Here is a 25,049-nt window from a genome sequence, read left to right as displayed (position 1 = left end):
CTCATCGGGCTCGCCGACCGAACCCGTAGAGGGCGGCCGCGGTGTCGGCCATGATCGACTGGCGGACGTCGGTGGGCAGGTCGTGCGGGAGCGCCTCGGCGGGGGAGTCGTAGTCCCAGTGCGGGTAGTCGCTGGAGAACATCAGCCGCTCGACCAGCCCGAGTCGGCTGAACTGATCGAGCGCGCCGGTGAACCACTCCGACCGGGTCGGTTCCTCCATCGGCTGGGTGGTGAACCAGAAGTGCTCGGCCAGGTACTCGGCGGGCCGGCGCTGCAGGTGCGACACCTCGGAGCCGAGCACGTCCATCGCGGACTCCATCCGCCACACGAACGGCGCCACCCACGACCATCCGCCCTCGACGACGACCACCTTCAGGGTGGGCCAGCGGTCGAACACGCCCTCGAAGACCATGCTCGACACCTGCGAGACGACCGGATACTGGTATCCGGCGTGGTTCTCGAAGTAGTACGATGGCCAGCCCGCGCCACTGAGCTGCCCGGAGCCCGACCCGCCCGGGTGGAAGGCCAGCGGCATGTCGTAGTGGGTCAGCGCCTCGAACAGGGGCCAGTACTTCTCGTGGCCGAAGGGGCGTTCGGTGCGAGTACCGACGACGGCCTGCACCCACCGGTCGTCGAGCGCGCGGCAGCGCTCGATCTCGGCGACCGCGAAGGCCGGGTTGTCGTACTGGATGGCCACGCTGCCGCGCCAGCGCGGGTCGCTGCCGAACCACTGGTCCATCGTCCAGTCGTTGTTGGCCGCCTCCAGCGCCGCGGAGAAGACGACCGGGTCGTTGCCGCCGCTGTGCGAGATCTGACCGGGGATGTTGTTGAGAATGGCGATGTCCACGCCGAACATGTCCAGGTGTTGCCGGCGGGCGAAGACCGGATCGCCACCGGCCACCCCGCAGGGCGGCACTGCGTCGTGCCGGCCGGCCTGCGGGCGCAGGGCCGGGGTGACGTCGGCCTCCGCCCGGGTCCGGACGCCGAAGGTCCGCAGACGTTCCGCCCAGCGTTGCGGCAGGTAGGGAAGGAGGGCGTCGGTGTAGGAGATGTTGTGCACGTCGGTGTCGACGAGGCTGATGGCGACCGGGTTCACGGCGCCGCCGACCGGATGTAGTGCGGTTTCGGTCATGCGAGCCAGTGTGGCTCCACTCCGCACCGTGCTCTACGGACGGACGGTCGAACTCAGGCCCACGCCCCTTGTCGACGTCGACAACGTGTGGACGATCTCGACCGCGACCGTCCCCCGGCTGTGGATGTCGACAGAACCGGGCGGACGAGGATCGTGCATAGCCCAGTAGCCGTCGCGGGACGGCCGGTCGATGATGCCGGATGAGGCGGGCCACGATCGGTCTCGGCAGCGAATTGTGGGGGAGGAGGCGTACTGGTGAGGATGCGCTCCGCCGTCACCGTCGAGGACGTCCGCCGGATTGCGCGCCGCCGGCTGCCGCGACCGGTGTTCGACACGCTCGAGGGCGGTGCGGGAGACGAGGTGTCGCTGCGGGCCAACGAGTCGGCCTTCGCGCGGATCGAGTTCCGACCTCGGCCGCTGACCGACGTGACCACGCGGGACCTGTCCACCGTGGTGTTCGGAGAGCGGCTGTCGAGCCCTATCCTGCTGGCGCCGACCGGGGCGAGCCGGATCGCCCACTCCGCGGCCGAGCTCGCCGTGGCCGGTGCAGCCGCTCGGACCGACACCGTCTACATGCAGTCCACCGTGGCCGCGTTTCCCTTGGAGCAGGTAGCCCGTGCCGCCCCGGGCCGGCTGTGGTTCCAGCTCTACCTGCCCCGCACCCGGGACGAAACCGCCGCACTGCTCGGCCGGATAGAGATGGCCGGCTACCGCGCGCTGTCGGTCACCATCGACACCCCCGTCTTCGGAAACCGGGAACGCGACGCCCGCAGTAGGCTGCTCAGCCGGACACCGTGGCACCCGCAGACGCTCGCGCACGGGCTGGCCCGCCCGGCCTGGGCGATGGACTTCGTGCGGGGCAACCTGGGCCCGCGTCGCCCGGGCGGGCGCTCCCGGTTCACCCTCACCCAGACCCGTCAGTCGATCATGACGTCGTCGTTCTCGGTGACCTGGGAGGATCTCGACCACGTGCGTGGGCTGTGGAAGGGCCCCCTGATGGTCAAGGGCTTGCTGCGCGGCGACGAGTGCGGCCGGCTGGCCGACGCCGGGGTGGACGGGGTGATCGTCTCCAACCACGGCGGCCGCCAGCTCGACGGCGTTCCGGCCACCGTCGACGTGCTGCCCGAGGTGGTGGCGGCTGCGGCCGGGCGGCTCGTGGTGTTCGTCGACGGCGGATTCCGTCGGGGCGCCGACGTGGCCAAGGCGCTGTGCCTGGGCGCCTCGGGAGTGTTCGTCGGCCGTCCCTACCTCTACGGTCTCGCAGCCGGCGGCGAGGACGGCGTGGTCCGGGTGGTGGAGCTTCTGCGCTCCGAGCTGGACCGCACTATGGCCCTGCTCGGCGCGGCCACCGTGGCCGATCTCGAAGCCGGGCTGGTCACCGGGGCCCGTGCCCCGCGCGCCCCGGCGCAGGGGGGATAGACCGTGTCGACCCGGGACCCATCGTGCTGCTGCCGCCCGATCTGGATGAGGTCATCGACGACGAGGGCCGGGCCGGGTGTGGTGGTCAGCGAGCGGCGCCGGGGATGACACCGGTACAGATGCTCGACGCGGCGGCGGGTCCTGCAGGACGGGACACCGCCGACATGATCTTCCCGATGGCCGGGCTGATCGCTCATCCGGTCCGGAGTGCACTGCGGGTGGCACCTGGAGATCGATCCCGCGTCGGCATCAACGGTACGGAGGCGGACGAGGATCGGTCCGGTGGGCGATCGACAACAAGCCGTTGACCCCACCGCACAAAACCTATAGATTTGGCAGGGCCTCAACAGCGCCGTTGTCCTGTCCCTGAGCAGGGCGGACGGCAGCTCGCTGGTCGTGTGCCGGCCTCCCTCAGGGAACAAAGGTGATCTCACGTGCAGACTGCGAAGCGCATTTCGGCATTCGGCTCCGGCTCCTTTCCTGGTGGGCCCTCCGTGGCATCGACCGCGTGGACTCGGTCTGTCGTGCATAGCGACATTCAGTACGTCTTCAGTTCGTCGAACAGGGGGAGCCGAGTCATGGGCAAGGGCCCACCGCGAGTCCGACCATGACCCGTACTGCCGCCGACATCCGGGCCATAGGCGATTGGAGTGCGGCAACCTGTCGAGACGTCCTCCTCGGTGAGTGAAGCTCCGAGGCATAGGACAGCCCACATCCGGTCACACGTCTCGCCCCGGTCCCTCCGGGGACGGCGATCCGCGTGTCGGTCCCGTACGCGGACCGCGAGGTTGGCCACGCCGGGCGATCGCGCCGACCCCCCGCGGTCCGGTGACGAGAAGTTCCTCGTGCCGGTCGGAGCAGGCTCGCGGCCGTCCGGTTGCGCCGGTTCCCGTCCCGGCGGGACCGGCCCCAACGGTCCCGTCTGGCCCGGCACGGTCAGCAGCAGGTCAGGTCGATAAGGAGGAACCTTGAGGGACTCGAACCCCCATCAACGGCGCCGCCGGCGCTCGCGTGTCCGTCGGACGTCCCGCCGGATGGGACTCGCTCTGTTGGTGACGGCCCTGTGCACGCTGGCGGCGTGCTCGTCCGGCTCGTCGAACGCCGCGGACTCGGGATCCGACGGCGTGGCCAAGGTGGCGTGGGAGTTCTCGCCGGTCCAGGGCATCCTGCTGGACGCGGTGGCGTCGAAGGGTGGCTACCACCCCTACATGACTCTGATGTACGACTCCATGATCCATCTGACCCCGTCCGGCCCGAAACCCGGTCTCGCGACCGACTGGAGGTTCCCGGACGCGAGGACGGTCGTGCTGACCCTGCGCAAGGGCGTGACGTTCCAGGACGGCACCCCTTTCAACGCTGCCGTGGTCAAGTTCTCCTGGGACCGCATCATCGCCAGCAAGGACATGCAGAAGTCCTCGCAGATCAAGGCGATGGAGTCGGTGGAGACCCCATCGGACGACACGGTGATCGTGCACCTGAGCGGCCCCTTCGCGACCGACTGGCGCGACCGCTTCCTGAACAACCCGTGGCAGCTGGCCGTGGTCTCGCCGGACGCGGTGAAGAAGGCCGGTGGTGACTTCAGCAGGGCCCCGGTGGGTGCTGGTGCCGGGCCCTACGAGTTCGTCTCCTACGAGTCGAACCAGAAGCTCGTGCTGCGCGCCAACCCGAACTACTGGGACAAGTCAGCGGTGACCCTCAAAGGCATCGAGTTCATCAACACCGCCCAGGGAGCGCCGACCCTGGCCGCCCTCAAGGGCGGGGTGGCGAACATGGCCTTCACCGGGGCCGGTCCGGACATCGCGTCCGCCACGGCGCAGGGGCTCAACGTGTCGGCGGCCCTCAAGCCGGACTCGGCCACCAACGCCTACTTCTGCACCAGCAAGGCCCCGTTCAACAACATCAAGGCACGGCAGGCGGTCGCCTACGCGGTCAACCGCGACGCGTTCGTCAAGGGCCCCTACGGCGGTCTCGCCGTCGCCAACTCCGCGACGATCCCCACCTCCTCGCCGAACTACCCAGGCCAGGACGTGCCGGACCCGTACACGTTCGACCCGGTCAAGGCCAAGCAGCTGCTGGCCGAGGCCGGCGTGCCCGACGGAACCACGATCACCGCGCTGGCCGACCCGACCGGGGCGAACGCGGCGGTGCTGCAGGTCCTGCAACAGCAGCTGCAGTCGGTGGGTCTCAACCTGTCGATCCTGCCGACGGCGAACGCGTTCGCCGACCTGCGGACCAAGAAGCCCGACATCTACTACTCCGGGACCGGTATCTCGTACGGGTCGCAGTCGATCTTCGTCTCTCCCGGGGGCACGGCCAACTACTGCGACCTCGACGATCCGCAGCTCAACGCGGCGCTGGCCCGCACCCAGGACCCGAGGCTCGACGCGGCCCAGCAGAAGGCCGCCTGGGCGGACTACCAGCGGGTGTTCTACGACGTCGAGGCCGGCTTCACACTCGCCGACGTCAAGCAGGCGACGATCTCGACCTCCGCGGTCACCGGGATCACGGACCAGCTGGCTCCCTCGAGCGGTGAGCCGGAGACCTGGGCCGGGATCACGGTGAAGGGCAGGTGAGCGGCGGACCTCCGCCGCGGCAGGGGTCAACAGGTAACCGTTCGGCGGAAGGCGGTGCGACATGGATCTAGGGCTGAGCGACCGAACGGTCGTGGTGACGGGCGGCGCGTCGAACCTCGGGCACGGCATCGCCCTGGCATACGCCCGGGAGGGTGCCCGGGTCGTTGTCGCCGACATCGACGAGGCCCAGGCCGAGCGGACCACCGAGCTCGTCCGCGATCTCGGGACGGACGCGATTGCCGTCCGCACCGACGTCACCGACCCGGAGCAGTGCGCTGCCGCGGTGAACCGGGCGTGCGAGGTCTTCGGCGGGGTCGACGTGCTGGTGAACAACGCCGGCGTCGGTGCGGGCACCTACGGCTACTTCCGCGATTACACCGTGGAGGCCGCGCAGCGGGTGATGGACCTCAACTACTGGGGGACCTTTCACTTCTGTCGCGCAGTGATCGAGCCGATGACTGCCGCGGGCGGCGGGGCGATCGTCAATATCGGGTCGAGCGTGTACGAGCGCGGCCGGGCGGACCTGCCGGTGTACTCCTCGGCCAAGGCCGCGGTCGTGGCGCTGAGCAGGTGCCTCGCATTGGAGCTCGGCCCCAGTGGCATCCGGGTGAACGTGGTGGCGCCGGGGTTCGTCCTGCCCTCCGGTGTCGAGCAGATCGGGCGGAGCAGCACCAAGAACACCGCGACCGCGTTCAACGACTACCGCGCTCTCGCTACCGGTCTGGCTCCCGGCGGCGGGCTGCTGAATCCGGAGGACATCGCCGGCCTGGTGACGTTCCTCGGGTCGCACCGGGTGGCCCGCGGAATTACCGGCAAGGTCCTCGTGGCCACCGGCGGCACGGTGTTCGGCGACGAGGACGAGCGGCTGCAGACCACGCTGGAGGCGCTGTTCCCGTCGATGTCGGAGAGCCGGACCGAGCCATGAGCGGTGCGGGGGAGGTCGCCACCGTCCGGGGCCCGGTCGCCGAGGAGTCGCTGGGCCGCGTTCTCATGCACGAGCACGTGTTCGTGCTGAGTCCGGAGGCGGTGCAGGACTACCCCGCCGACATCCACTGGGACGAGGAAGAGAAGATCGCCCTGGCCGTCACCAAGCTCACCGAGCTGGTGTCGGCCGGGATCGGCACCATCGTCGACCTGACAGTGCTGAACATGGGGCGGTTCCTGCCGCGGCTGGCCCGGATCAACGCGGCCGTGGACCTCCACATCGTCGTGGCAACCGGGCTCTACACGTTCGACGTGGTGCCGCGCTTTCTCAAGCACATTGGGCCCGGTCGCGCGATCGAGCGGTCCGAGCCGTTGGTCGAGATGTTCGTCCGCGACATCGAGGCCGGGATCGGGGACACCGGGATCAAGGCGGGGATACTCAAGTGCGCGACCGACGTTGAGGGCCTGACTCCCGACGTCGACCGGGTTCTGCGGGCAGTCGCCCGGGCGCATCGGGAGACGGGTGCGCCCATCTCCACTCACACCCACGCCGCATCGGAGCAGGGCCTGGCCCAGCAGGAGGTGTTCCTCGCCGAGGGGGTGGACCTGACCCGCACGGTCATCGGGCACTCGGGGGACTCCACCGACCTGGACTACCTCAGGCGGCTGGCCGACCGGGGATCCTACCTCGGTATGGACCGGTTCGGGCTAGACCGCCCGCCGCACTCGGACTTCGACACCCGCGTCGGTGTCGTGGCGGACATGTGCGCGGCCGGTTACGCCGACCGGATGGTCCTCTCGCACGACGCGAGCTGCTGGACCGACTGGCTGCCCGAGGAGCTGTTGGACGGTTCCCCGTTCACCATGCCGAACTGGCGGTTCACCCACGTCAGCGAGGACGTGGTGCCGGCCCTGCGGGCGCGCGGGGTGACCCCGGAACAGATCGACCTGATGTTGATCGACAATCCGAGACGCATTCTGGGCGGACAAAAAGAAGGTTACTGACTCTCGCGAGGCCCTGACGACGAAGACGCATTCCATTGTCCTCCGCCCACGCTCCGACTGTTCTCGGCCGACGGTCGCACGGCGCACACCCCGGACACCGGAACGTCGTCCGAGTCTCGTCGAGGCAGCGACCCGATTGGATCTTCAGTACATCTCGTCACCCCTGTCATCCCGTTTCACGTCGGAGGTTCACATGCGTCCCAGGATCGATCACCCGGCCCCTGGCCGGCCGAGACGGTCGAGGCGGCTGCGCCGGGTGCTCGCACTCGGGTTGGTTGCCGGCCTGTCCCTGGCCACGGCGGCATGCTCGTCGTCCACGTCCTCGGACGGCACTGGTCAGGGCGGGTCACCGGCGGTGGCCCGCACCGCCTACACCTTCTCGGAGGTGCAGATTCCGGTGTTCGACTCGCCCACCTTCAAGGGCGGGTACCAGCCGTGGATGCAGCTGATGTACGACACCATGATCCACGAGACGCCGGCCGGAGCCGAGCCGGGCCTGGCCACGGCCTGGACGTTCCCCGACGACAAGACCGTCGAGCTCACCCTGCGCGAGGGCGTCAAGTTCCAGGACGGGACCCCGTTCAACGCTGCGGCAGTCAAGTTCTCCTGGGACCGAGTCATGGCCAGCACCACCATGCTGAAGGGCGCATCGCTCAAGTCGATGACCGCCGTGGAGGCGCCGGCGGACAACAAGGTCATCGTGCGACTGAACGCGCCGTACGCCTACGACTGGAAGAACTACCTGCTCAGAGGGTCGATCTACCTGTCGGTCGTCTCGCCCACCGCGGCGCAGAAGGCCGGTGACGGCTTCTCGGCCAACCCGGTCGGGGCCGGGGCCGGACCCTACGGGTTCGCCTCGTACACCAAAGGACAGAAGGTCACCTTGACCGCGTCACCGAACTACTGGGACCCGCAAACGATCGGCCTCTCAGGCGTGGAGTTCGTCAACACCGCCGGCGGCGCGCCCACCCTCGCCGGTCTCAAGTCGGGCTCGCTCGACGTCGCGTTCGCCAACGGCGGCGCGAACATCAACGCGGCCAAGGCGCAGGGGCTGAAGATCGCCAACACGGTCGTGCGGCCGGACTGGAACTATGGTGGCTACTTCTGCGGCAGCAAGACGCCGTTCAACAACGTCGCGGCTCGGCGCGCGGTCCTGTACGCGCTGAACCGGGACGCGTTCGTCAGTGGACCGTACGGCGGCTACGCCAAGGTCAACCCGACGACCATCCCGACCACCTCGCCGGACTTCCCGGGTGACACCGTGCCCAACCCGTACGCCTACGACGTGGCGAAGGCCAAGGCGGCGCTGGCCGCCGCCGGGGTTGCCCCGGGTACCACCATCACCGCTCTGGCGGACCCGACCGACCTCAACGCTGCGACGCTGCAGGTGCTGCAGTCCCAGCTGGATGCGGTGGGGCTGAAGCTGGAGATCACCCCCAGCGCCAACGCCTTCGCCGACATCCGGACCAAGCAGCCCGACATCTACTTCCAGGGCAGCGGGTTCCCGTACGCATCGCAGGGCATCTTCTTCGAGCCGAACGGGGTGGCCAACTACTGCAACTTCGACAACCCCGACCTCACCAGGTCCCTGGCCGCGGCGCTCGACACCAGCATCACCGCCGACCAGCAGAAACAGCGCTGGGCAGACTTCCAGAGGATCTACTACGACGTTGTCCCCGGCTTCAACCTCGCCGACATCGAGCAGGCCACCATCACCACGTCTGCCGTCTCGGGTGTCCCGGCGGACAAGGACCCTTCCAGCGGGCTGGCCCAGGCTTGGGCGGGCATCTCCATGAAGAAGTGACCGACCCGGACCGGTCGGTGGGCGATCGGATGGGGTGGTCGCGTCCGACGCGCCCACCCCACCCCGGGTTCGCGGCACGACGGCGATCTTGTCGTGTGGGTTCGATCCGGGGTGTTCCGGCCCCGATGAGTAGCGCCCGAGCTGCGCGGGCCGCAGGTCCGGCGACGTTGCCGACCGGTGTCGATCAGTGCGTTCCCGGCCTGTGTGTACGTGCGACGTTCGAGTCCGGATCGGCCTCGGTGTTCGCTTGACACAGCATCAGAATGTATAGATTCTTGTCGCGACACCTCCCTGCAGCAGCAGGCGGGGCCAACCTTTGCGGGAGCGTTCATGCAGTGCCGCACGTCATTTGATGGCGCCGGTGGTCGGTCGACATGACCCTGGCACCGCTCACCCCAGATCTCTCCACCTCGCTCGTCGATGTGCGCGGGCTGGTGAAGGAGTTCCGTCTGCCCCGGGTCGCCCTGCGCTCCGGGCGCCCGTCGGTGAAGGCGGTCGACGGGATCGAGTTCGGCATCGGAGAGAGCGAGACCTACGGGCTGGTCGGCGAGTCCGGCTCGGGCAAGAGCACCGTGGCCCGGCTGCTGGTCGGCCTGACAACGCCGACCGCGGGTCAGATCCAGGTGCGCGGCCAGGACATCACCCGGCTGCGCGGATCGACGTTGCGGGTGCACCGGCGCAACGTGCAGATGGTGTTCCAGGACCCGTATTCCTCGTTCGACCCGACCGCAACGTTGGCCGACTCAATCGCCGAACCGCTGCGGACACACACGTCGATGTCCAAGCAGGCGCAGGTCGCGCGGGTCTCGGAGCTGCTGGGGCTGGTGGGTCTCGACCCCGGGTACCGCGACCGGTTCCCGAACCAGCTCTCGGGCGGCCAGCTCCAGCGGGCCGCCATCGCCCGGGCGCTCGCCGTCGAACCGCGGCTGATCGTGCTGGACGAGCCGGTCAGCGCCCTGGACGTGTCGACGCAGGCGCAGGTGATCAACCTGCTGGAGGACCTGCAGAAGAAGCTGTCGATCTCCTACCTGTTCATCGCGCACGACCTGTCCGTCGTCGAGCACGTCAGCGACCGGATCGGCGTGATGTACCTGGGCCAGCTCGTCGAGTCCGGACCGACCGAGGCGATCTACGAGCGCCCCGCCCACCCCTACACCTCGGGGCTGCTGGACTCCATTCCCGTCCCTGATCCGCACGCGCAGCGCGAACGACGCGCGTTGAAGATTCGCGGGGACGTGCCGCCGATGGCGTTGCGGCCGTCGGGGTGCAGCTTCCGCACCCGGTGCCCGTTCGCCATGGACGTCTGTGCCGACGAGGAGCCTCAGCCCTTCGTGACGACGGAGGCCGTCACGGTGCGCTGCCACCTGCACTTCCACGGGCCGAGGCTGCTGGGCCGCAGCGTGCGCACGTTGCTGTCGCCGCCCACCGTGGGCGCCCCCGACGTGGTGTCGGCCGAGTGACGGCCCGCATCGACCCATCGGCCGCCACCGGCGGGTGTGGTGAAGGACAGGACATGCACGAGACGCCGAGCGGGCTGCGACGCCGCAGCCGCCGGGACCGGGGTGAGGTCACATGACCTGGTACGTGACCAGACGGCTGGCCAGCGTCATCCCGACGCTGCTGGTCGTCTCGTTGTTCACTTTCGCCCTCATCACCGCCATCCCGGGGGACAAGGCCCTCGCGATCGCCGGCGTGGCAGCGTCGGCCGAGGACCTGCAGCGGGTGCGTGAGCAGTACTTCCTCGACCAGCCGATCATTGTGCAGTACTGGCACTGGCTGACCTCGGTGCTGCACTTCGACTTCGGCGTCTCGCGGTTCAACGGCGAGTCGGTGGCGGGGCAGATCGCCTCCCGCCTGCCGGTGACGTTGTCGCTGGTGCTGTTGGCCGCCGCGATCGCGCTGCTGTTCGGCGTGCTGTTGGGGATCTCCTCGGGCCTGCGCCCGCGCAGCCCGGTCGACGTCATCACCAATCTGGCCTCCGGCCTGGTGCTAGCCATCCCGAGCTTCGTCGGCGCAGTCCTGCTGGTCCTGGTGGTCGGTCTGCAGTTCGGCTGGTTGCCGCTGCAGGGCTACGAGAAGTTCGGTGACTCACCCATCGGCTGGTTCGAACACATGCTGATGCCGGCGTTGGCGCTGTCCGGCAACCTCGGCGCCATCGTCTACCGTCAACTCAGGGCCTCGGTGAACGACACGCTGGGCAGCAGGTTCGTCACCGCGGCCTGGGCGCGGGGCGGGACGCCGGTGCCGGTCACCGGCAAACACGTGCTGCGCAACGCCTCCGGCCCGGCACTGACCTCGTTCGGGGTGCAACTGGCGTACCTGATCGGCGGCACCGTCGTGGTCGAGCAGATCTTCTCCATCCCCGGCATGGGGACCTACATGCTGGCGGCGATCAAGGGCAACGACGTCCCGGTCATCCAGGGCTGCATCCTGACCTTCGTCGTGTGCAACGCGGTGTTCTCGTTGCTCGTCGACATCATCTACGGCCTGTTGAATCCGAAGTTGCGGGTGGCCGCATGAGTACTCCCGGCATCATCGGAGGCCCCACGGTGCTGTCCAAGCCGCGGCGGAACTGGACGCGGCGTCTGCTGCGGAACCCGTTGGCGCTGCTCAGCGGCTCGTTCCTGCTGATCGTCGTGGTGTGCGCGGTGTTTGCCCCGCTGGTCGCGCCGTCGGACCCGTCGGCCCAGTCGGTCGACAGCCTGTCCGGGCCATCAGCGCAGCACTGGCTGGGCGCGGACTCGCTGGGCCGCGACACGCTCACCCGCATGATCTACGGGGCCCAGGTCTCGCTGACCGTGGCGGTCTCGGTGGTGCTGATCGGCCTGGCCGTGGCCGTCCCGCTCGGGGTGTGGGCCGGCTACCGTGGCGGCCGGGTCGACATGGTCGTCATGCGCGTCTCGGAGGCCGTCATCTCCATCCCCACGCTGATCCTGGCGCTGGCCATCGTGTCGTTCCTCGGTGCCGGCACGTCGAGCAGCATCTGGGCACTGGCCGTGGTGGTGACCCCCGGCCTGGTCCGGGTGGTGCGGGGGCAGGCCCGCGCGGTGGCGCAGGAGACCTTCGTCGAGGCGTCCCGCTCCGTCGGCACCCGCAACATCACGATCATGGCGCACCGGGTACTGCCCAGCGTGTGGTCGCCCATCATCATCCAGGCGACCACCTACCTGGGCGGCGTGCTGCTGGCCGAGGCGTCATTGAGCTTCCTCGGGCTGGGCACGAAGCCGCCCACGCCGAGCTGGGGCGGCATGCTGCAGGACGCTGTCAGCACCGCACTGTTCGTGGCCCCGCTGCAGGTCGTCGCGCCGGCCGTGGCGATCATCCTGACCGTGCTGTCGATCAACAGCGTCGGAGACGCGCTGCGGGTCGCCACCGGAATCGGCCGCACCCGGCCGCGGCACCGCGCGCGGGGCCAGCGACTGGGCATCACCTCGGTCGACCGCCCCTCGGCGACCCGGTCGACGGGCTCGACCGGGGCGACCCGAGAGGCCGGGCCGACCGAGGCGACCGGGGTGGCCGCGCCCGCTGGGGTGAACGGGTCTGCGGCGACGGTGGACCCGGCCGCGCCACGCCCGCTGCTCACGATCTCCGACCTGTCCATCGAGTTCGGCTCGGACAAGGGTCCGGCGACCCGGGTGGTCGAGGGGCTCAACCTCTCGATCAACCGGGGCGAGGTACTGGGCCTGGTGGGGGAGAGCGGCTCGGGCAAGACCGTCACCGCGATGTCGATCATGCGGCTGCTGCCGTCCCCGCCCGGGACGGTCGTGTCCGGGCGGATCGAGTTCGACGACGTCGACCTGCTCTCGCTGCCGCCCCGGCAGCTGCGCGACATCCGTGGGAGCCGCATCTCGGTGATCTTCCAGGACCCGATGACCTCACTGGACTCGGCGTTCACCGTCGGTCACCACCTGCGCGAGGCGCAGACCAACCACGCCTCCGTAGGCCGGGCCGCCTCGCGCAAGCGCTCGGTGGAGCTGCTCGACATGGTGGGCATCAGCCGGGCGGCCGAGCGCCTGGACGCCTACCCGCACGAGTTCTCCGGCGGCATGCGCCAGCGAGTGATGATCGCGATCGCCCTGGCCAACGACCCTGACCTGGTCATCGCCGACGAGCCGACGACCGCACTCGACGTGACCGTCCAGACGCAGATCCTGGACGTCCTGCGCGGCCTGCAGAGCGAGCTGGGAACGGCGTTGCTCTTCGTCACGCACGATCTCGGTGTCATCGCCGACATCAGTGACCGGGTCGCGGTGATGTACGCGGGCCAGATCGTGGAGACCGCGGAGGTCGACACGCTGTTCGCCAATCCCAAGCACCCGTACACGGCGGGCCTGCTCGCCGCGATGCCGCAGGCGGGCCGCGGGCTGGACCGGCTCCGCGACATCCCGGGCACGGTCCCGATGCCCAGCGCGTTCCCCGCCGGGTGCCGGTTCCACCCGCGCTGCGGCTTCGTCGAGGACCGCTGCAGGGCGGGGGCGATCCCGCTCGAGCTGGTGCAGCGCCAGGGGTCGGTCCGCTGCACCCGCAGCGACGAGCTGGACCTGTTGGGCACGGCCCAGCGCAGGTAGATCCCACTTGTTGGTCGGCCGCCGCCCTACGCGCGGCGCGGTGGCGGCCGCACTGATGGAGAGGAACGAGCTGTGCAGCCTTGGGAGTCCGAGCTGGTCGAGCAGGTCCGCGCGCTTGCGAACGGACCGATCTCCGGACGGGCCAGACACGTCGACCTGGTGGGGGAGCTGTCTCGGGAGAACGTGCGGCAGCTCGTCGATCTCGGCCTCGCCGGTGCAGGTCTGCCGGAGGAGGTGGGTGGGCGGGAGCTGAGTCTGGAGGGCTACACGCGCATTGCTGAGGCTCTGTCGCAGGGGTGCGGGTCCACCGCGGTGGCGCTCAATATGCACGTGCTGGTGGCGGACTCGCTGACGATGGGCCCGCGGTTCCCCCGCGCGGACATGGTGCTGGTCGATATCGCGTCGAACGGGGCGCTGATCTGCCAGCCGGGTTCGGTGCCTCTCGGCCGCCTCGACACCCGTTCGGTCGGGTACAGGTTCGTCGAAGACGGCGACTTCGTCGTTGGCTGTGGCGTGTCGGGGTTCGCCAGCATGAGCGACGCCGCCACCTACGTGAAGATCATCGGAACGGTCGACCGTGGGCAGGGCAGCGAGTCGTCTGCCGAGCCGGACGTCGTGGTTGCCCTGCCGCGCACCGATGCGCCCGGGCTGGAGATCTGCGGGAACTGGGACGGCATGGGGCTGCGGGGTACCGCCAGCCATGATGTGCGGCTGACCGATCTGCGGATGCCGCGTAGTGAGGTGGCGATCCTGTCGGCCGCCGAGTTTCGGGCAGCGAATGCTGGTGAAACCGCGGGATCGGCCACAAGGATGCAGGCCCGCTTCCGTGGCATGTTCGGCAGCCGGGGCATCTGGCTCGGTCTGTGCGAGGCTGCCTTTGCCTTCACACTGGACTACTGCTCACGCCGGTACGGAGCGATGGCCATCACGGGCGATTTCGCCCGCGCTTTCGGGGCCGGTGGCGACGGATTGCGCTCCGGGCAGGCCTGGGCGCAGATCGGCATCGGGCGGATGGACCACTGGATCTCGACGGGGAGAGTCATTCTCTACGACGCGGTGCATCGGTTCCAGGCCGACGAGCTCGCGGCGGGCGAGTCGGGGATCCTGATGAATCGGGTCAACTACCACCTGCGGCGGATGTGCGAGGAGGTCGTCCAGACAGCCATGGGAGTCTGCGGAGCGCATGCTTACGTCAAGGAGCGACCATTGGAGCGCATCGTCCGTGACATCATCGGCTGCAACGTGATGGGCCAGAAGACCGACGAGCTGGCGCAAAGTCTCGGGAGGGCAGCGACGTCGTTCCCCTCCTGAGGGGCGTCGCTGGTCAGACTGCGTTAGCGGTGTCACGGGAATCAGTGAAGCACTGGGTAATGAAAAATGGCTGAGTCTGACAACTGTCCTGCGAAGGATGCGTGATGGAGATTCTGGCATCGGGGCTGCAGGTTCCTGAGGGGCCGATTGCGCTGGAAGACGGCTCGATCGTGCTCGTAGAGATGAAGAGGGGCACTCTCTCCCGGGTGTGGCCGGACGGGGCGGTGTCCGTCGTGGCCGAGCTGGGCGGCGGGCCGAACGGCGCCGCCGTCGGCCCGGACGGCGCGATCTACGTATGCAACAACGGCGGGTTCGAGTGGGGCGACGTGGCCGGACTGACCACGCCAGCTCTTCAGCCGGAGGATTACAGCGGCGGCCGGATCGAGCGGGTCACCCTCGATGGTGACGTGACCACGCTCTACACCGAGGTAGACGGTCGGAAGCTCAACGGCCCCAACGACATCGTGTTCGACACCGCGGGAGGGTTCTGGTTCACCGACCTCGGCAAGAACCGCGGTCGGGAGATGGACGTCGGGCGGATCTGCTATGCAAAGGCGGACGGCTCTCAGATCGTCGAGGTGGTCCATCCGATCATGACACCGAACGGTATCGGATTGTCTCCGGACGGCTCCCGATTGTATGTCGCCGAGACCCACGCCGGCCGTCTGTGGGAGTGGGAGGTCTGCGGCCCGGGTGAGCTCGGATCGCTGGATGGACCGTCCCGCGGCCCGGTGGGGGCGAGCCTGCTACACGGCTTCGGTGGGTACCAGATGCTGGACTCGCTGGCGGTGGACGGCGCGGGCAACGTCTGTGTGGCCACCCTGATCACCGGCGCGATCAGCGTCATTCGGCCGGACGGCACGCTTGATCGACAGATCGCGGTGCCTGGGGCGGATCCTTACGTCACGAATGTATGCTTCGGCGGGGACACCGCGTACGTGACGTCCTCTGGCCGGGGGTTATTGTATCGGTCGGATTGGCCCTACCCGGGCCTCGCATTGGTATATGGCCTGTAAGTCGCCTAGGCGGCCTCCTGTCGAGAAGCAGAGGGCTGATCCCCGGTAGCCTTCTGCGAATATGCAGGGTGCATGGAAATCCTAGCGGCTGACCTGACGTCGCACGAATTTCCGAATTTCCATGGCTACGGACGCTTCTTCGGGGGCATCGCCGAAACCGGAATGGGGGCGGGCATCGATAACGTGCAGATCCGCACTGACACCGGTATCGCGCAGTGCTCGATGCATGCGCACTGTGTTGGAGAGGAAGAGATCTCGTGTCCCGCTGATCAGCAGGGTGGGCGGGAAGCCGCGCAGGTCGCCGAACAGGGGGGACAGGTAGGGGTGCGCCAGGTCATGACCGTCGGCATAGAGCAGGTTCGGCTGCATCAGGCTCTGACACGCCACGCTCAGGTCCTTGAGCGTCTCGAAGGAGTCGCCCGACTCGGTCAGGTCGAGCTGCGGGGTGACCAGAACAAGGCCGGCGGGCACGGGTAGGCCTTCGTCTCTGGCGCGGCAGATCAACGCTGCCGCGAGGTTCCCGCCGCCTGATCCGCCACCGATCACGATGTCCGCGGTGGAACGCTCGGTCAACAAGTGGCGATAGACGGTAACGAGGTCGTCCAGTGCTGCCGGATAGGGGTGCGCCGGCGGCATTCGGTAGTCCGGCGCCCAATGGACCAGCCCGGTGATCACTGCGTTTGGTTCGCTCATCGCCCGGGCGAGGTCACCTTTGCCTATGATTAATCCGCCTCCGTGTATGTCTAGGTAGATTGGCCCCTCCGGATCGGCATCGTCTGGAACGATGACATAATTCGGTACACCGGCAATGTCCTCGGCCTCCGATCGGACGGGAAGGGCTTTGGAGTAGACGCCGGTGAAATGGCTTTCCAGCATGGTGATGTGCTCTTCCCAGCCGAGTGCGTCGTCGAGCGCCGGGAATGAGTTGCGCATGATCGGCTGTTCCAATGCCGCGCGGGCCGCGTCGCTGAGGTACGCCGGAGCAGGTAGCGGAATGATCGGTCCCGGGGTCATCGAAACTCCCTATCGTCAGTGGTGGGCGGCTCGGGCGACTGCGTCGCAGTCCCCACCTTCCAGGAATCGTACAGTTCCTGTACGGTTCCTCCAACGTTCCCCGACGGTACTGCCTTCGTCCGAACCCGCCGGGTGCGACCACACGAGAGTGAGTAGTTCCCGATGACGGTGAGTCCGGCAGGTATCACACGTTTCCTGAACCCTGAGTCGGTCGCGCTGGTAGGAGTGAGCGACGAATCCTGGTGGTCACGGGGGTTCGTGGCCAACATGGCGTCCTTCCCCGGGCCGGTCCACCTGGTCAACCCGAGTCGTGAGGTTGCTTTTGGTCGGCGCACTTCGCCGTCGCTGTCCGCGATCGGCGAGCCGGTGGACCACGCCGTGCTGCTGGTATCGGCCAGGCGCGTCCCCGACGTGCTGCGCGACGCTGCCGCCGCGGGGGTGCACCACGCCACGGTGATCGCCTCGGGCTTCGGTGAGGGCGCCGGGGCCGGGGCCGAGGTGGCCGAGGAGGCCGCTGCGCTGTGCGCCGAGCACGACATCGTGCTCCTCGGCCCAAACTGCTACGGCTTCAACAACTACGCTGGCACCTACCTGTCGCGGTACACGATCGACCCGGCCGCCCGTCCGGGGAACATCGCGCTGTCGTTCCAGAGCGGCCAGCTGGGCGCGGCCACTGCCGACGCCGCCGCCGGCCGGCGGATCCCGCTGCGCTACCTCGTGAGCACCGGCAACGAGCTGGTCGCGGACACCAATGACTTCCTCGAGGCCTTCTTGGAGAACGACGAGGTGGCAGTCCTCGGCGGGGTCTTCGAACGGATCGCAGAGCCGGAGCGCTTCGAGCGCCTCGCCCTGGCCGCCATCGACCGGGGCAAGCCGATCGTCGCGCTCAAGCCGGGTCGTTCCGCGGCGGCGAGCCGCATCGCCGTCGCCCACACCGGGGCGATCACCGGCTCCGACGAGATCACCGACGCCTTCCTGGCCGACCTCGGGATTGTCCGGGTGCAGAGCGTGGAGGAGCTGGCCGAGACCGCGGGGCTCCTGGCCCGGCGCGGCTGGCCGCGGGGAGCCCGGACCGCGTTCTTCGGCTACTCGGGGGGCGCCAGCGAGCTGTTCGCCGACCAGGCCGAGGGCACCTCCATCGGGCTGCCGCAGTACTCCGAGCACACGCTCGCCTCCCTGGCCGAGGCGACCGGCATGTCCTCTACCGTGATCCACAACCCGTTCGACATGACCGTGGACGGCGCCGTCCACTACACCGACATCGTCCGGATCCTGGCCGCGTCCGGCGAGTACGACCTGCTGGTCTCGCAGGGTCAGCCGGAGCGCGCGTCCGATCCGGTGCCCGAACCGCACGAGGCGAGTGCGATTAGGAAGCTGCGTGCGGACAACGCCGAGGCCTTGTTCGGCAGCGCCGCGCAGGCAGGCGTCTTCGCCACCTACCTTGACACCGGTGACCGCCAGCCGGGCCCGGCCGCCGCCGGTGAGGAACCGCCAGCTGGGGCGCACTGGGTGTTCGGTGTCAACGGCGTGCGGGCGATCTCCAACGCGATCGACTACGGCCGTCTGCGGGATCGGACGCTGCACCGCGACGTGGTGCCGGACTACCAAGTGGCGGCCGGGGCAGATGAGCTGCTTCGCGAGGCTGCTGGGGCGCAGTCGGAGTCCCGCAGCAAGGCGCTTCTCGCGCTATACGGCATCCCGGTGTCGGAGGACCTGCTCGCCACCACTGCCGACGAGGCTGTAGCGGCCGCGGCCCGCCTGGGCGGACCGGTGGTCCTCAAGGTCGTGTCCGACGACGTCACGCACAAGTCCGACGTCGGTGGGGTGGTTGTCGGAGTCGAGGGTCGCGAGGCCGTGGCCAGGGCCCACGACACGATCGTGACCGACGTGCGGCGGGCGGTCCCGGAGGCCTACGTCCAGGGTGTCCTGGTTTCTCGTCAGGCCCATGGCGGCTTGGAGTTCTCGGCGGGCATCGCCACGGACGATCGGCTCGGCCCCGTTGTGGTGGCCGGACTGGGTGGGATCTATGTCGAGACGCTGCGCGACGTCGTGCGCATCCGTCCCCCGTTCTCCCCGGCGGAGGCTGTCGAGGCGCTACGCGGACTGCGGTCGTTCGCCGTCCTGGACGGGGTCCGGGGCCGGGAGCGCAGCGATGTCACGGCCCTGGCCGATGTGCTGGCCCGGCTGGGCCGGCTGGCTCTCGACCTGCGGGGCCGGCTGACCGAGCTGGACGTCAATCCGTTGTTCGTGCACCCCGAGGGCCAGGGCGTGCTGGCCGTGGACGCCCTCGCGGTGTTCGCCACCGGCCGCCCGGACGCTTAGCAGAAGAGGCAGGTACCCGTGTCCGGCTATCAGTGGATCACTTGTGAAACCGTCGACGAGGGCCGGATCTGCGTGATCAGCCTCGACCGGCCACGCCAGCGCAACGCCCAGCACCGTGGTCTGCTCGTCGAGCTGGGTGAGGCCATGCGGAGGGCCGAGGAGGACGACGACGTGCGTGTGGTCGTGCTGCGCGGCAACGGGCCATCGTTCTCGGCAGGGCACGACATCGGGTCTAGGGAGGGCCGTGCCGAGCGCGCCGACGGGCCCGAGCGGCATCCCTCGTTCGACCTCAACGGTGCGACCAAGGAACCAGTGGAGCGCAACTGGCGCCAGGAGTGGCACTACTTCTTCGAGAACACCCGGCGCTGGCGCGACTTGCAGAAGATCACTGTCGCCTCGGTGCAGGGCCCGGTCGTGTCGGCCGGGCTGATGCTGATGTGGGCCTGCGACCTGATCGTGGCCGAGGAGGGCGCCACGTTCTCCGATGTAGTCGGCACCCGGATGGGCATGCCGGGGGTCGAGTACTTCGCGCACCCGTGGGAGCTCGGCCCTCGCCGGGCGAAAGAGCTGCTGCTCACCGGGGACAAGATCGACGCCGTGACCGCGTATGAGTGGGGCATGGTCAGCCGGGTCTTCCCAGCGGGCACCCTACAAGAGCGCACGTTGACGTTTGCGAGGCGAATCGCCGAGCTGCCGACCACGGCGGCTCTGCTGATCAAGGAGTCGGTGAACCAGGCGGTCGACGCGCAGGGCTTCCAGGTCGCGCTGAAGGCGGCGTTCACCCTGCACGAACTGGGGCACGCACACTGGATGGTCAGTCAGAACAACTCGCGGGCAATAGTCCGGCTTCCCCCAGGCGGGCTGTGGTCGACCGGCGAGACGACTACCCGCTCGCGCGACGAGGTTTGACGGTGGCCGCCGGCCGCGTTGTCTGGTCGGGCGGGTTCGTCGCAGCTGCGGGCCGACCCGCCGGGAGCTCGGCGTTGGTCAGCCCGGCCATCGCCAGAGCGACGACCCGCTCTACGTAGGAAGGGAACTCGTTGACCTCCTGGGCAATATGCCGGGCATGGCGGAAGTCCCATCGGACGCCGAGCGCGCCGAGCATCATGTCGATCACCAGGCGGACATCGTCGGGCCGGGTCGTCTCGCCGCGCCCGACCGCTCGGTCGATGACTCCTTGTTCCGCGGCGAGGCGGGGGTGACGGGCACGTTCGTCATAGTGCTGCCGCAGCGCCGGGTTGTGCCGGCGGTCCATCTCCAGGCGTGCGCCGATCCCGGCAACTTCGTCCTTCTCGAACCATCGGATGTACTGCATGCCGTAGTCGACGAGGTCGGCGCGCAGCGAGCCCCGGTCGCGGGGAATCGGCAGTTCGAGCTGCGCAAGGGCGTCGAAGAGCAGATCGAGCGGAGTGTCCCAGCGCCGGTACAGTCCCGGCTTTCCCACCTGCGCCTCTTTGGCGATGCTCTCGAAGGTGAAACGCGACCAGCCCTCCCGCGCATACACCCGAAGCGCCGCAGCGAGCGCGGCACGCCCCACTTCTGGATCTCGGCGACGGCCACCTTGGGGTCGGGCCTGATGGTGGGCTTCGGGCGCCGGACTCATGGCGCTCTGATGTCCGCCATCCGTGCTCACCGGATGTCCTCGCCTCGCCGGGCCGCGACGCGGCCTGTGTGGTGCTGTGCTTGGAGTCTGGGAACAGGGTGGGCGGGCGGTCGCCGTGGGCGGTCCCGCTCCACAACGGATCGTGCGGGCTGGTGGATGACCAGCCTGTTCGAGCATATTCTATGGATTTTGTTGCGGGGGTCGCGTCGAGCTGAGTACTGTGACGCCGCTGGCGTCCGCCACCGCGTGGCCCAGGCACGCGAAGGGGAAGGTCGCGGACGTGGTCCAGCGGAGCGGAGGGACGGCGTCGTGGAGCCATGACGTGAGGGGCGGTCTACGGTGCGGTGGATCATCTGCGTTCTCGGGCACGGTCGGACGGGTGCACGCCGGCTACGAGACCATCGATGACGACATCGAGAAGCAGTTGAGCGGTCGTCGCCCTCCTGTTTTCGGGCGTCGAAGCCGGAGAGCCGACCACGGCTCGGACGATGCCGCCCAGCAGGAAGACGAGTTCGGGGGCTCCGATGTCGCGGCGTACGACGCCCGCCTGCTGTGCGTTGTCGAGGAGCGTTCGAGCGGCCTCGGTCAAGAGAGTTCGGCCCCATCGAGCGTTGCTCACCGGGTCCGACTCCTTCAGGCCTTCCGAGAGTAGGAGGGCGAGGCCGCCTTGAAGCTCCAGTCCTAGGGTCACGAACTCCTCGAGCCACATCGTCAATGCTGTGAACGGGGGCTCTGACGCCTGCAGTCGGTTGGCCTCGTCGGCGACGCGAGTGACGTGGCCGCGATGGAGCGCCTCGAGGAGGTGCATCCGGCTCGGGAAGTGTCGGTACAGCGTGGTCGACGCGACGCCGGCTTCGCGCGCAACCTCTTCGAGGCTGACGCTCAATCCGTCGCGAGCGAGAAGCTTCTCCGTCGCGGCGAGGATCTTCTCGACGCTTCGACGTCCGTCCGAACGTGGCGCGCGACGCCGACGCGATGGGGTGTCCCCGGACCCGGCGTTCGTCGCCCCGTCCTGGGCAGTGGCTGCGTGACCGCTTGCTCCTGTGATGGCAGCCACCCTACACTGATGCTTAAATGTGGGTAGACATCCACTTAAGCTTCTGGTCGACTCGCTCGAGGTTGTGCGACACACGAAGGAGGGCCGCATGGGTCATGTCAGTGCTCTGGGCTACGTGGGACTGATGGCGCGGGACCTCGACGCGTGGCAGACGTTCGGAACGGAGGTCCTCGGTCTCCAGGCGATGCGTGCGGCCGACTCGGAGGGGGTTGACACCTTGTTCTTGCGGATGGACCGGCGGCACCACCGGATCGCGGTTCGCGAGGGTGAGGACGGTCTGGGCTACTCCGGCTGGGAGGTGCCCACCGAGGCCGCTCTGGACGCCCAGATCCAGCGTCTGGCCACCGAGGGTGTCGCCTACACCGAGGACCCGGCGCTGGCGGTGGTCCGCAACGTCCGGCGTCTGGTGCGGTGCACCGATCCCGCCGGGTTCCCCGTAGAGATCTTCTACGGGAGCCCGTCGATCCGTGCTCCGTTCACGTCCCCGACCGGGGCCACGTTCGTGACGTCCGACCCGTCGGGTCGCGACCTCGGTCTCGGACATCTGGCCGTGCTCGTCCCGGATCCGGACAAGGTGATCGACTTCTACTCGCGAGTCCTGGGCTTCCGGCTCAGCGACTACATCACGTTTCCGACCGTTCCCCCGATGGTCCTCACCTTCACCCATGTCAACGGCCGGCACCACTCGCTGGCGTTCGGCCCGGCCCCCGAGGGAACGAGCGCCGCCCTGGACCACCTGCTGCTCGAGGTGACGGAGCTCGACGCCGTCGGTCGGGCACTGGACCTGGTCCGGGCCCGCGAGCTCTCGCTCACGGCAACTCTGGGCCGGCACACGAACGACGAGATGGTGTCCTTCTACGTGAAGTCGCCCTCCGGGGTGGGCGTGGAGTACGGCACGAACGGGAAGCTCATCGACGACGAGACGTGGACGGTCACCAACTGGAACGCAGCCCAGTTCTGGGGACACGACCGCAACCACGCCCACTGACCTCGACACCGGCCACCGCCAGACCAGAGGGAGCATCATGGAACCCACCACATCGATCGTGGATGAACTCGACGACCTCGTGTCGTACGAACGTGGTGAGATCGATCGGCGGATCTTCAGCGACCAGGAGATCTTCGACCTGGAGATGAAGCACATCTTCGGTCGGGCGTGGCTGTTCCTCTGTCACGAGACGCAGATCCCGAGGCGGGGCGACTTCTTCGAAGCTCCGATGGGTACCGACAACGTGCTGGTGGTCCGCCAGCGCGACGGCAGCATCAAGGCCTTCCTCAACACCTGCTCGCACCGTGGCAACGCGGTCTGTCGGGCCGAGGAGGGCAATGTCCGCAACTTCATGTGCACCTACCACGGGTGGACGTTCGGCCTTGACGGGGAGCTCGTGGGCGTCCCTGGCAAGCAGATGTTCTATAAGGACAAGCTGGACCTGTCCGAGCACCCGCTGCGCAAGGTGGCCCAGCTCGACTCCTATCGCGGCTTCGTGTTCGCGACGTTCGACGAGACCGCGCCGCCGCTCGGGGAGTACCTCGGCGCTACCGGGCGGCTGGGCCTGGACCTGATCGCCGAGCGCGGGGACATGGAGGCGGTGCCCGGGGTGCAGAAGTTCGTCGTCAAGACGAACTGGAAGTTCACCGTGGACAACGTCTTCGACTACTACCACCCGCAGATTACGCACATGTCGGCGTTCGCCGTCGGCACGCTCAAGGCGCCGACGCCGGACGTCATGGACGGCGGCGCGCTGACCGAGGAGGGCGCCCGACTGGAGGTGCCGTTCCTGCCCACCGACCTGCACAACCTCGTCATGGTCGGGGAGTACGGGCACGCGATCTCCGGGCCGGAGCAGAGCGCGCTGGAAGAGAACATCGGGCACGTGACGCCGTTCGAGTGGCGCTACAAGCCCGAGACCCAGGCCCGGCTGGGCGACGTCGGCAGCCGGGTCGCCGGGCATCCGCACATCTTCCCGACCGCCTGGGTCACGGCCATCGGCCAGCTCAGCCTGCGGGTGCCGCGCAGCCCCGACGAGACCGAGATCTGGTGGTTCTCCTTCCGGGACCGCAACGCCACCGAGGAGCAGAAGGCCGCCGCGCTCAGCACCCAGATCCACTTCTTCGGCCCGGCGGGCATGCTGGAGCAGGAGGACGGCGAGAACTGGTCGCAGAGCACCCTGCAAACCCAGGGCCACAAGAGCCGCGAGGTCCCGCAGCTGCTGAAGATGGGCCTCAACACTGTGGACATCCACCGCAAGGACGGCCTGGCCTTCATCGAGGCGCCGATCAACGAGCACGGCCAGATGTGGACCTACCTCGCCTGGCGGGAGTGGCTGCGCAACCCGTCTTGGGACGAGCTGCGTGAGCGCACCGTGCCGGGCGACCGGCTCTGAAGGGACGTCGATGAGCACCACCGAAGCCAGGCTGGACAGCCAGGACGCAGTCTTGGGCAACGTCCTTCTGCAGCACGAGGTCGAGCAGTTCTACTTCCACGAGTCCGGCCTGCTCGACGAGCATCGTTACGCGGAGTGGATCGCGCTCTTCACCGACGACACCCACTACTTCATGCCGCTGAGGCGCACCGTGCCCCGTCGCCAGCTGCACCGGGAGTTCACCAAGCCCGGGGAGATGGCCTTCTTCGACGAGACGAAGGAGCTCCTGGCCACGCGAGTAGAAAAGCTGAACACGGGTACGGCGTGGGCCGAGGACCCCCCCTCGCGCACCCGCCACCTGATCACCAACATCCGCATTGCCGAGCAGAACGGCGGTGAGCTGGTCGTGCAGAGCAACTTCATGCTCTACCGGACACGGCTCAAGTCCGATGTGGATGTGTGGGTGGGCCGCCGGGACGACACCCTGCGGCGCACCTCTGATGGGCTGGCCATTGCGAGGCGGTTCATCTACCTCGACCAGACCGTGCTGCAGTCCGCCAACCTCAGCAACTTCTTTTAGGCCCGACCGTGAGGACCGAGAGCAGGTGTCATCGACCATGACGTGGGTACGTGCATGTTCCGTCGACGAGCTCGAGGACGGGGACGCGGTCCAGGTCCCCACCATCCCGCCGATCGCCGTGTTCAACGTCGGTGGAGAGTTTCTCGCGCTCGACGACACGTGCTCGCACGGCCAGTCCTCGCTCGCAGACGGCTACGTCGACGGCGACCAGGTCGAGTGCGCCTGGCACCTTGCCAAGTTCGACATCCGCAGCGGCAAGGTGCTCTGTCCGCCCGCGACCCAGAGCCAGCGCACCCACGAGGTGCGTATCGAGGGCTCCGAGGTCTACGTCGCCCAGCCAGGCACCAGGTGACGAAGG

The 25,049-nt window shown here is 68.4% G+C and carries 21 protein-coding genes; 17 read left to right on the top strand and 4 right to left on the bottom strand.

The annotated features are described in order from the left end of the window. Nucleotide 1: 1 nt before the first annotated feature. Nucleotides 2–1,132 carry an amidohydrolase family protein gene (locus ABD324_RS17945; RefSeq protein ID WP_344418087.1) on the bottom strand — a complete coding sequence of 377 codons (1,131 nt, stop codon included), beginning with the start codon at nt 1,130–1,132 and terminating at the stop codon, nt 2–4. Nucleotides 1,133–1,393: 261 nt separating this feature from the next. Between ABD324_RS17945 and ABD324_RS17940 the strand changes: the two genes are divergently transcribed. The 11 genes from ABD324_RS17940 to ABD324_RS17890 all read left to right on the top strand — a co-directional run bounded on the left by ABD324_RS17940 (nt 1,394) and on the right by ABD324_RS17890 (nt 15,752). Beyond that, on the top strand, nt 1,394–2,551 hold the full coding sequence (locus tag ABD324_RS17940; protein WP_344418291.1) for an alpha-hydroxy acid oxidase: 1,158 nt from the start codon (nt 1,394–1,396) through the stop codon (nt 2,549–2,551). A 23-nt stretch (nt 2,552–2,574) separates the two neighbouring features. Beyond that, nucleotides 2,575–2,859: a hypothetical protein gene (locus tag ABD324_RS17935; protein WP_344418085.1), complete on the top strand. Its 285-nt coding sequence runs from the start codon at nt 2,575–2,577 to the stop codon at nt 2,857–2,859. A 726-nt stretch (nt 2,860–3,585) separates the two neighbouring features. Next, on the top strand, nt 3,586–5,124 hold the full coding sequence (locus ABD324_RS17930) for an ABC transporter substrate-binding protein (protein ID WP_344418083.1): 1,539 nt from the start codon (nt 3,586–3,588) through the stop codon (nt 5,122–5,124). A gap of 61 nt (nt 5,125–5,185) precedes the next feature. Continuing rightward, nucleotides 5,186–6,049 (top strand): SDR family NAD(P)-dependent oxidoreductase, encoded by an 864-nt coding sequence (locus ABD324_RS17925; protein WP_344418081.1) that lies wholly within the window; start codon nt 5,186–5,188, stop codon nt 6,047–6,049. Then, nucleotides 6,046–7,053, top strand: coding sequence for a phosphotriesterase family protein (locus tag ABD324_RS17920; RefSeq protein ID WP_344418079.1), 1,008 nt, complete (start codon nt 6,046–6,048; stop codon nt 7,051–7,053). Before ABD324_RS17925 ends, ABD324_RS17920 begins: the two co-directional genes overlap by 4 nt. Before the next feature lie 355 nt (nt 7,054–7,408). Then, complete coding sequence (locus ABD324_RS17915; protein WP_344418077.1) at nt 7,409–8,857, top strand: ABC transporter substrate-binding protein; 1,449 nt, start codon at nt 7,409–7,411, stop codon at nt 8,855–8,857. Between the two features lie 374 nt (nt 8,858–9,231). Further along, nucleotides 9,232–10,317, top strand: a complete 1,086-nt coding sequence (locus tag ABD324_RS17910; protein ID WP_344418075.1) for an ABC transporter ATP-binding protein — start codon at nt 9,232–9,234, stop codon at nt 10,315–10,317. A 112-nt stretch (nt 10,318–10,429) separates the two neighbouring features. Then, nucleotides 10,430–11,377 carry an ABC transporter permease gene (locus tag ABD324_RS17905; RefSeq protein WP_344418073.1) on the top strand — a complete coding sequence of 316 codons (948 nt, stop codon included), beginning with the start codon at nt 10,430–10,432 and terminating at the stop codon, nt 11,375–11,377. Beyond that, the gene (locus ABD324_RS17900) at nt 11,374–13,425 is read left to right on the top strand and encodes a dipeptide/oligopeptide/nickel ABC transporter permease/ATP-binding protein (RefSeq protein WP_344418071.1); all 2,052 of its coding nucleotides are present in this window, start codon (nt 11,374–11,376) and stop codon (nt 13,423–13,425) included. The genes ABD324_RS17905 and ABD324_RS17900 overlap by 4 nt, the downstream gene beginning before the upstream one ends. 72 nt (nt 13,426–13,497) lie before the next feature. Next, nucleotides 13,498–14,736, top strand: a complete 1,239-nt coding sequence (locus ABD324_RS17895) for an acyl-CoA dehydrogenase family protein (RefSeq protein WP_344418069.1) — start codon at nt 13,498–13,500, stop codon at nt 14,734–14,736. A gap of 104 nt (nt 14,737–14,840) precedes the next feature. Next, the gene (locus ABD324_RS17890) at nt 14,841–15,752 is read left to right on the top strand and encodes an SMP-30/gluconolactonase/LRE family protein (RefSeq protein WP_344418067.1); all 912 of its coding nucleotides are present in this window, start codon (nt 14,841–14,843) and stop codon (nt 15,750–15,752) included. 81 nt (nt 15,753–15,833) lie between these two features. On the opposite strand, the gene ABD324_RS17885 is transcribed toward ABD324_RS17890, so the two are convergent. Continuing rightward, a complete protein-coding gene (locus tag ABD324_RS17885) occupies nt 15,834–16,766 on the bottom strand; it encodes an alpha/beta hydrolase fold domain-containing protein (RefSeq protein WP_344418065.1) in 933 nt (310 codons plus the stop codon). Nucleotides 16,767–16,928: 162 nt separating this feature from the next. Here ABD324_RS17885 and ABD324_RS17880 point away from each other — a divergent pair, with 162 nt between their 5' ends. Both ABD324_RS17880 and ABD324_RS17875 read left to right on the top strand, forming a co-directional pair. Beyond that, the gene (locus tag ABD324_RS17880) at nt 16,929–19,088 is read left to right on the top strand and encodes an acetate--CoA ligase family protein (protein ID WP_344418063.1); all 2,160 of its coding nucleotides are present in this window, start codon (nt 16,929–16,931) and stop codon (nt 19,086–19,088) included. A gap of 18 nt (nt 19,089–19,106) precedes the next feature. Continuing rightward, the gene (locus tag ABD324_RS17875; protein WP_344418061.1) at nt 19,107–19,997 is read left to right on the top strand and encodes an enoyl-CoA hydratase; all 891 of its coding nucleotides are present in this window, start codon (nt 19,107–19,109) and stop codon (nt 19,995–19,997) included. Here ABD324_RS17875 and ABD324_RS17870 read toward each other — a convergent pair. Both ABD324_RS17870 and ABD324_RS17865 read right to left on the bottom strand, forming a co-directional pair. Further along, the gene (locus ABD324_RS17870) at nt 19,972–20,721 is read right to left on the bottom strand and encodes a TetR/AcrR family transcriptional regulator (RefSeq protein WP_344418059.1); all 750 of its coding nucleotides are present in this window, start codon (nt 20,719–20,721) and stop codon (nt 19,972–19,974) included. The genes ABD324_RS17875 and ABD324_RS17870 overlap by 26 nt on opposite strands. A gap of 319 nt (nt 20,722–21,040) precedes the next feature. Continuing rightward, complete coding sequence (locus ABD324_RS17865) at nt 21,041–21,748, bottom strand: TetR/AcrR family transcriptional regulator (RefSeq protein ID WP_344418057.1); 708 nt, start codon at nt 21,746–21,748, stop codon at nt 21,041–21,043. Nucleotides 21,749–21,836: 88 nt separating this feature from the next. Here ABD324_RS17865 and ABD324_RS17860 point away from each other — a divergent pair, with 88 nt between their 5' ends. From ABD324_RS17860 to ABD324_RS17845, 4 genes are read left to right on the top strand one after another with little or no spacing between them, the layout of a single operon-like run. Beyond that, entirely contained in the window at nt 21,837–22,736 is a 900-nt protein-coding gene (locus tag ABD324_RS17860) for a VOC family protein (RefSeq protein WP_344418055.1), read from the top strand. A gap of 37 nt (nt 22,737–22,773) precedes the next feature. After that, a complete protein-coding gene (locus ABD324_RS17855) occupies nt 22,774–24,132 on the top strand; it encodes an aromatic ring-hydroxylating oxygenase subunit alpha (protein ID WP_344418053.1) in 1,359 nt (452 codons plus the stop codon). Nucleotides 24,133–24,142: 10 nt separating this feature from the next. Further along, nucleotides 24,143–24,691, top strand: a complete 549-nt coding sequence (locus ABD324_RS17850; protein ID WP_344418051.1) for an aromatic-ring-hydroxylating dioxygenase subunit beta — start codon at nt 24,143–24,145, stop codon at nt 24,689–24,691. 37 nt (nt 24,692–24,728) lie between these two features. After that, entirely contained in the window at nt 24,729–25,043 is a 315-nt protein-coding gene (locus ABD324_RS17845; RefSeq protein ID WP_344418049.1) for a bifunctional 3-phenylpropionate/cinnamic acid dioxygenase ferredoxin subunit, read from the top strand. The last annotated feature ends 6 nt before the right edge of the window (nt 25,044–25,049 follow it).

This window comes from Pseudonocardia ailaonensis (genome assembly GCF_039531635.1).
GTDB lineage: Bacteria > Actinomycetota > Actinomycetes > Mycobacteriales > Pseudonocardiaceae > Pseudonocardia > Pseudonocardia ailaonensis.
The sequence above is the reverse complement of the archived record's forward strand: the minus strand, read 5'-3'. Positions and strand labels throughout refer to the sequence as shown.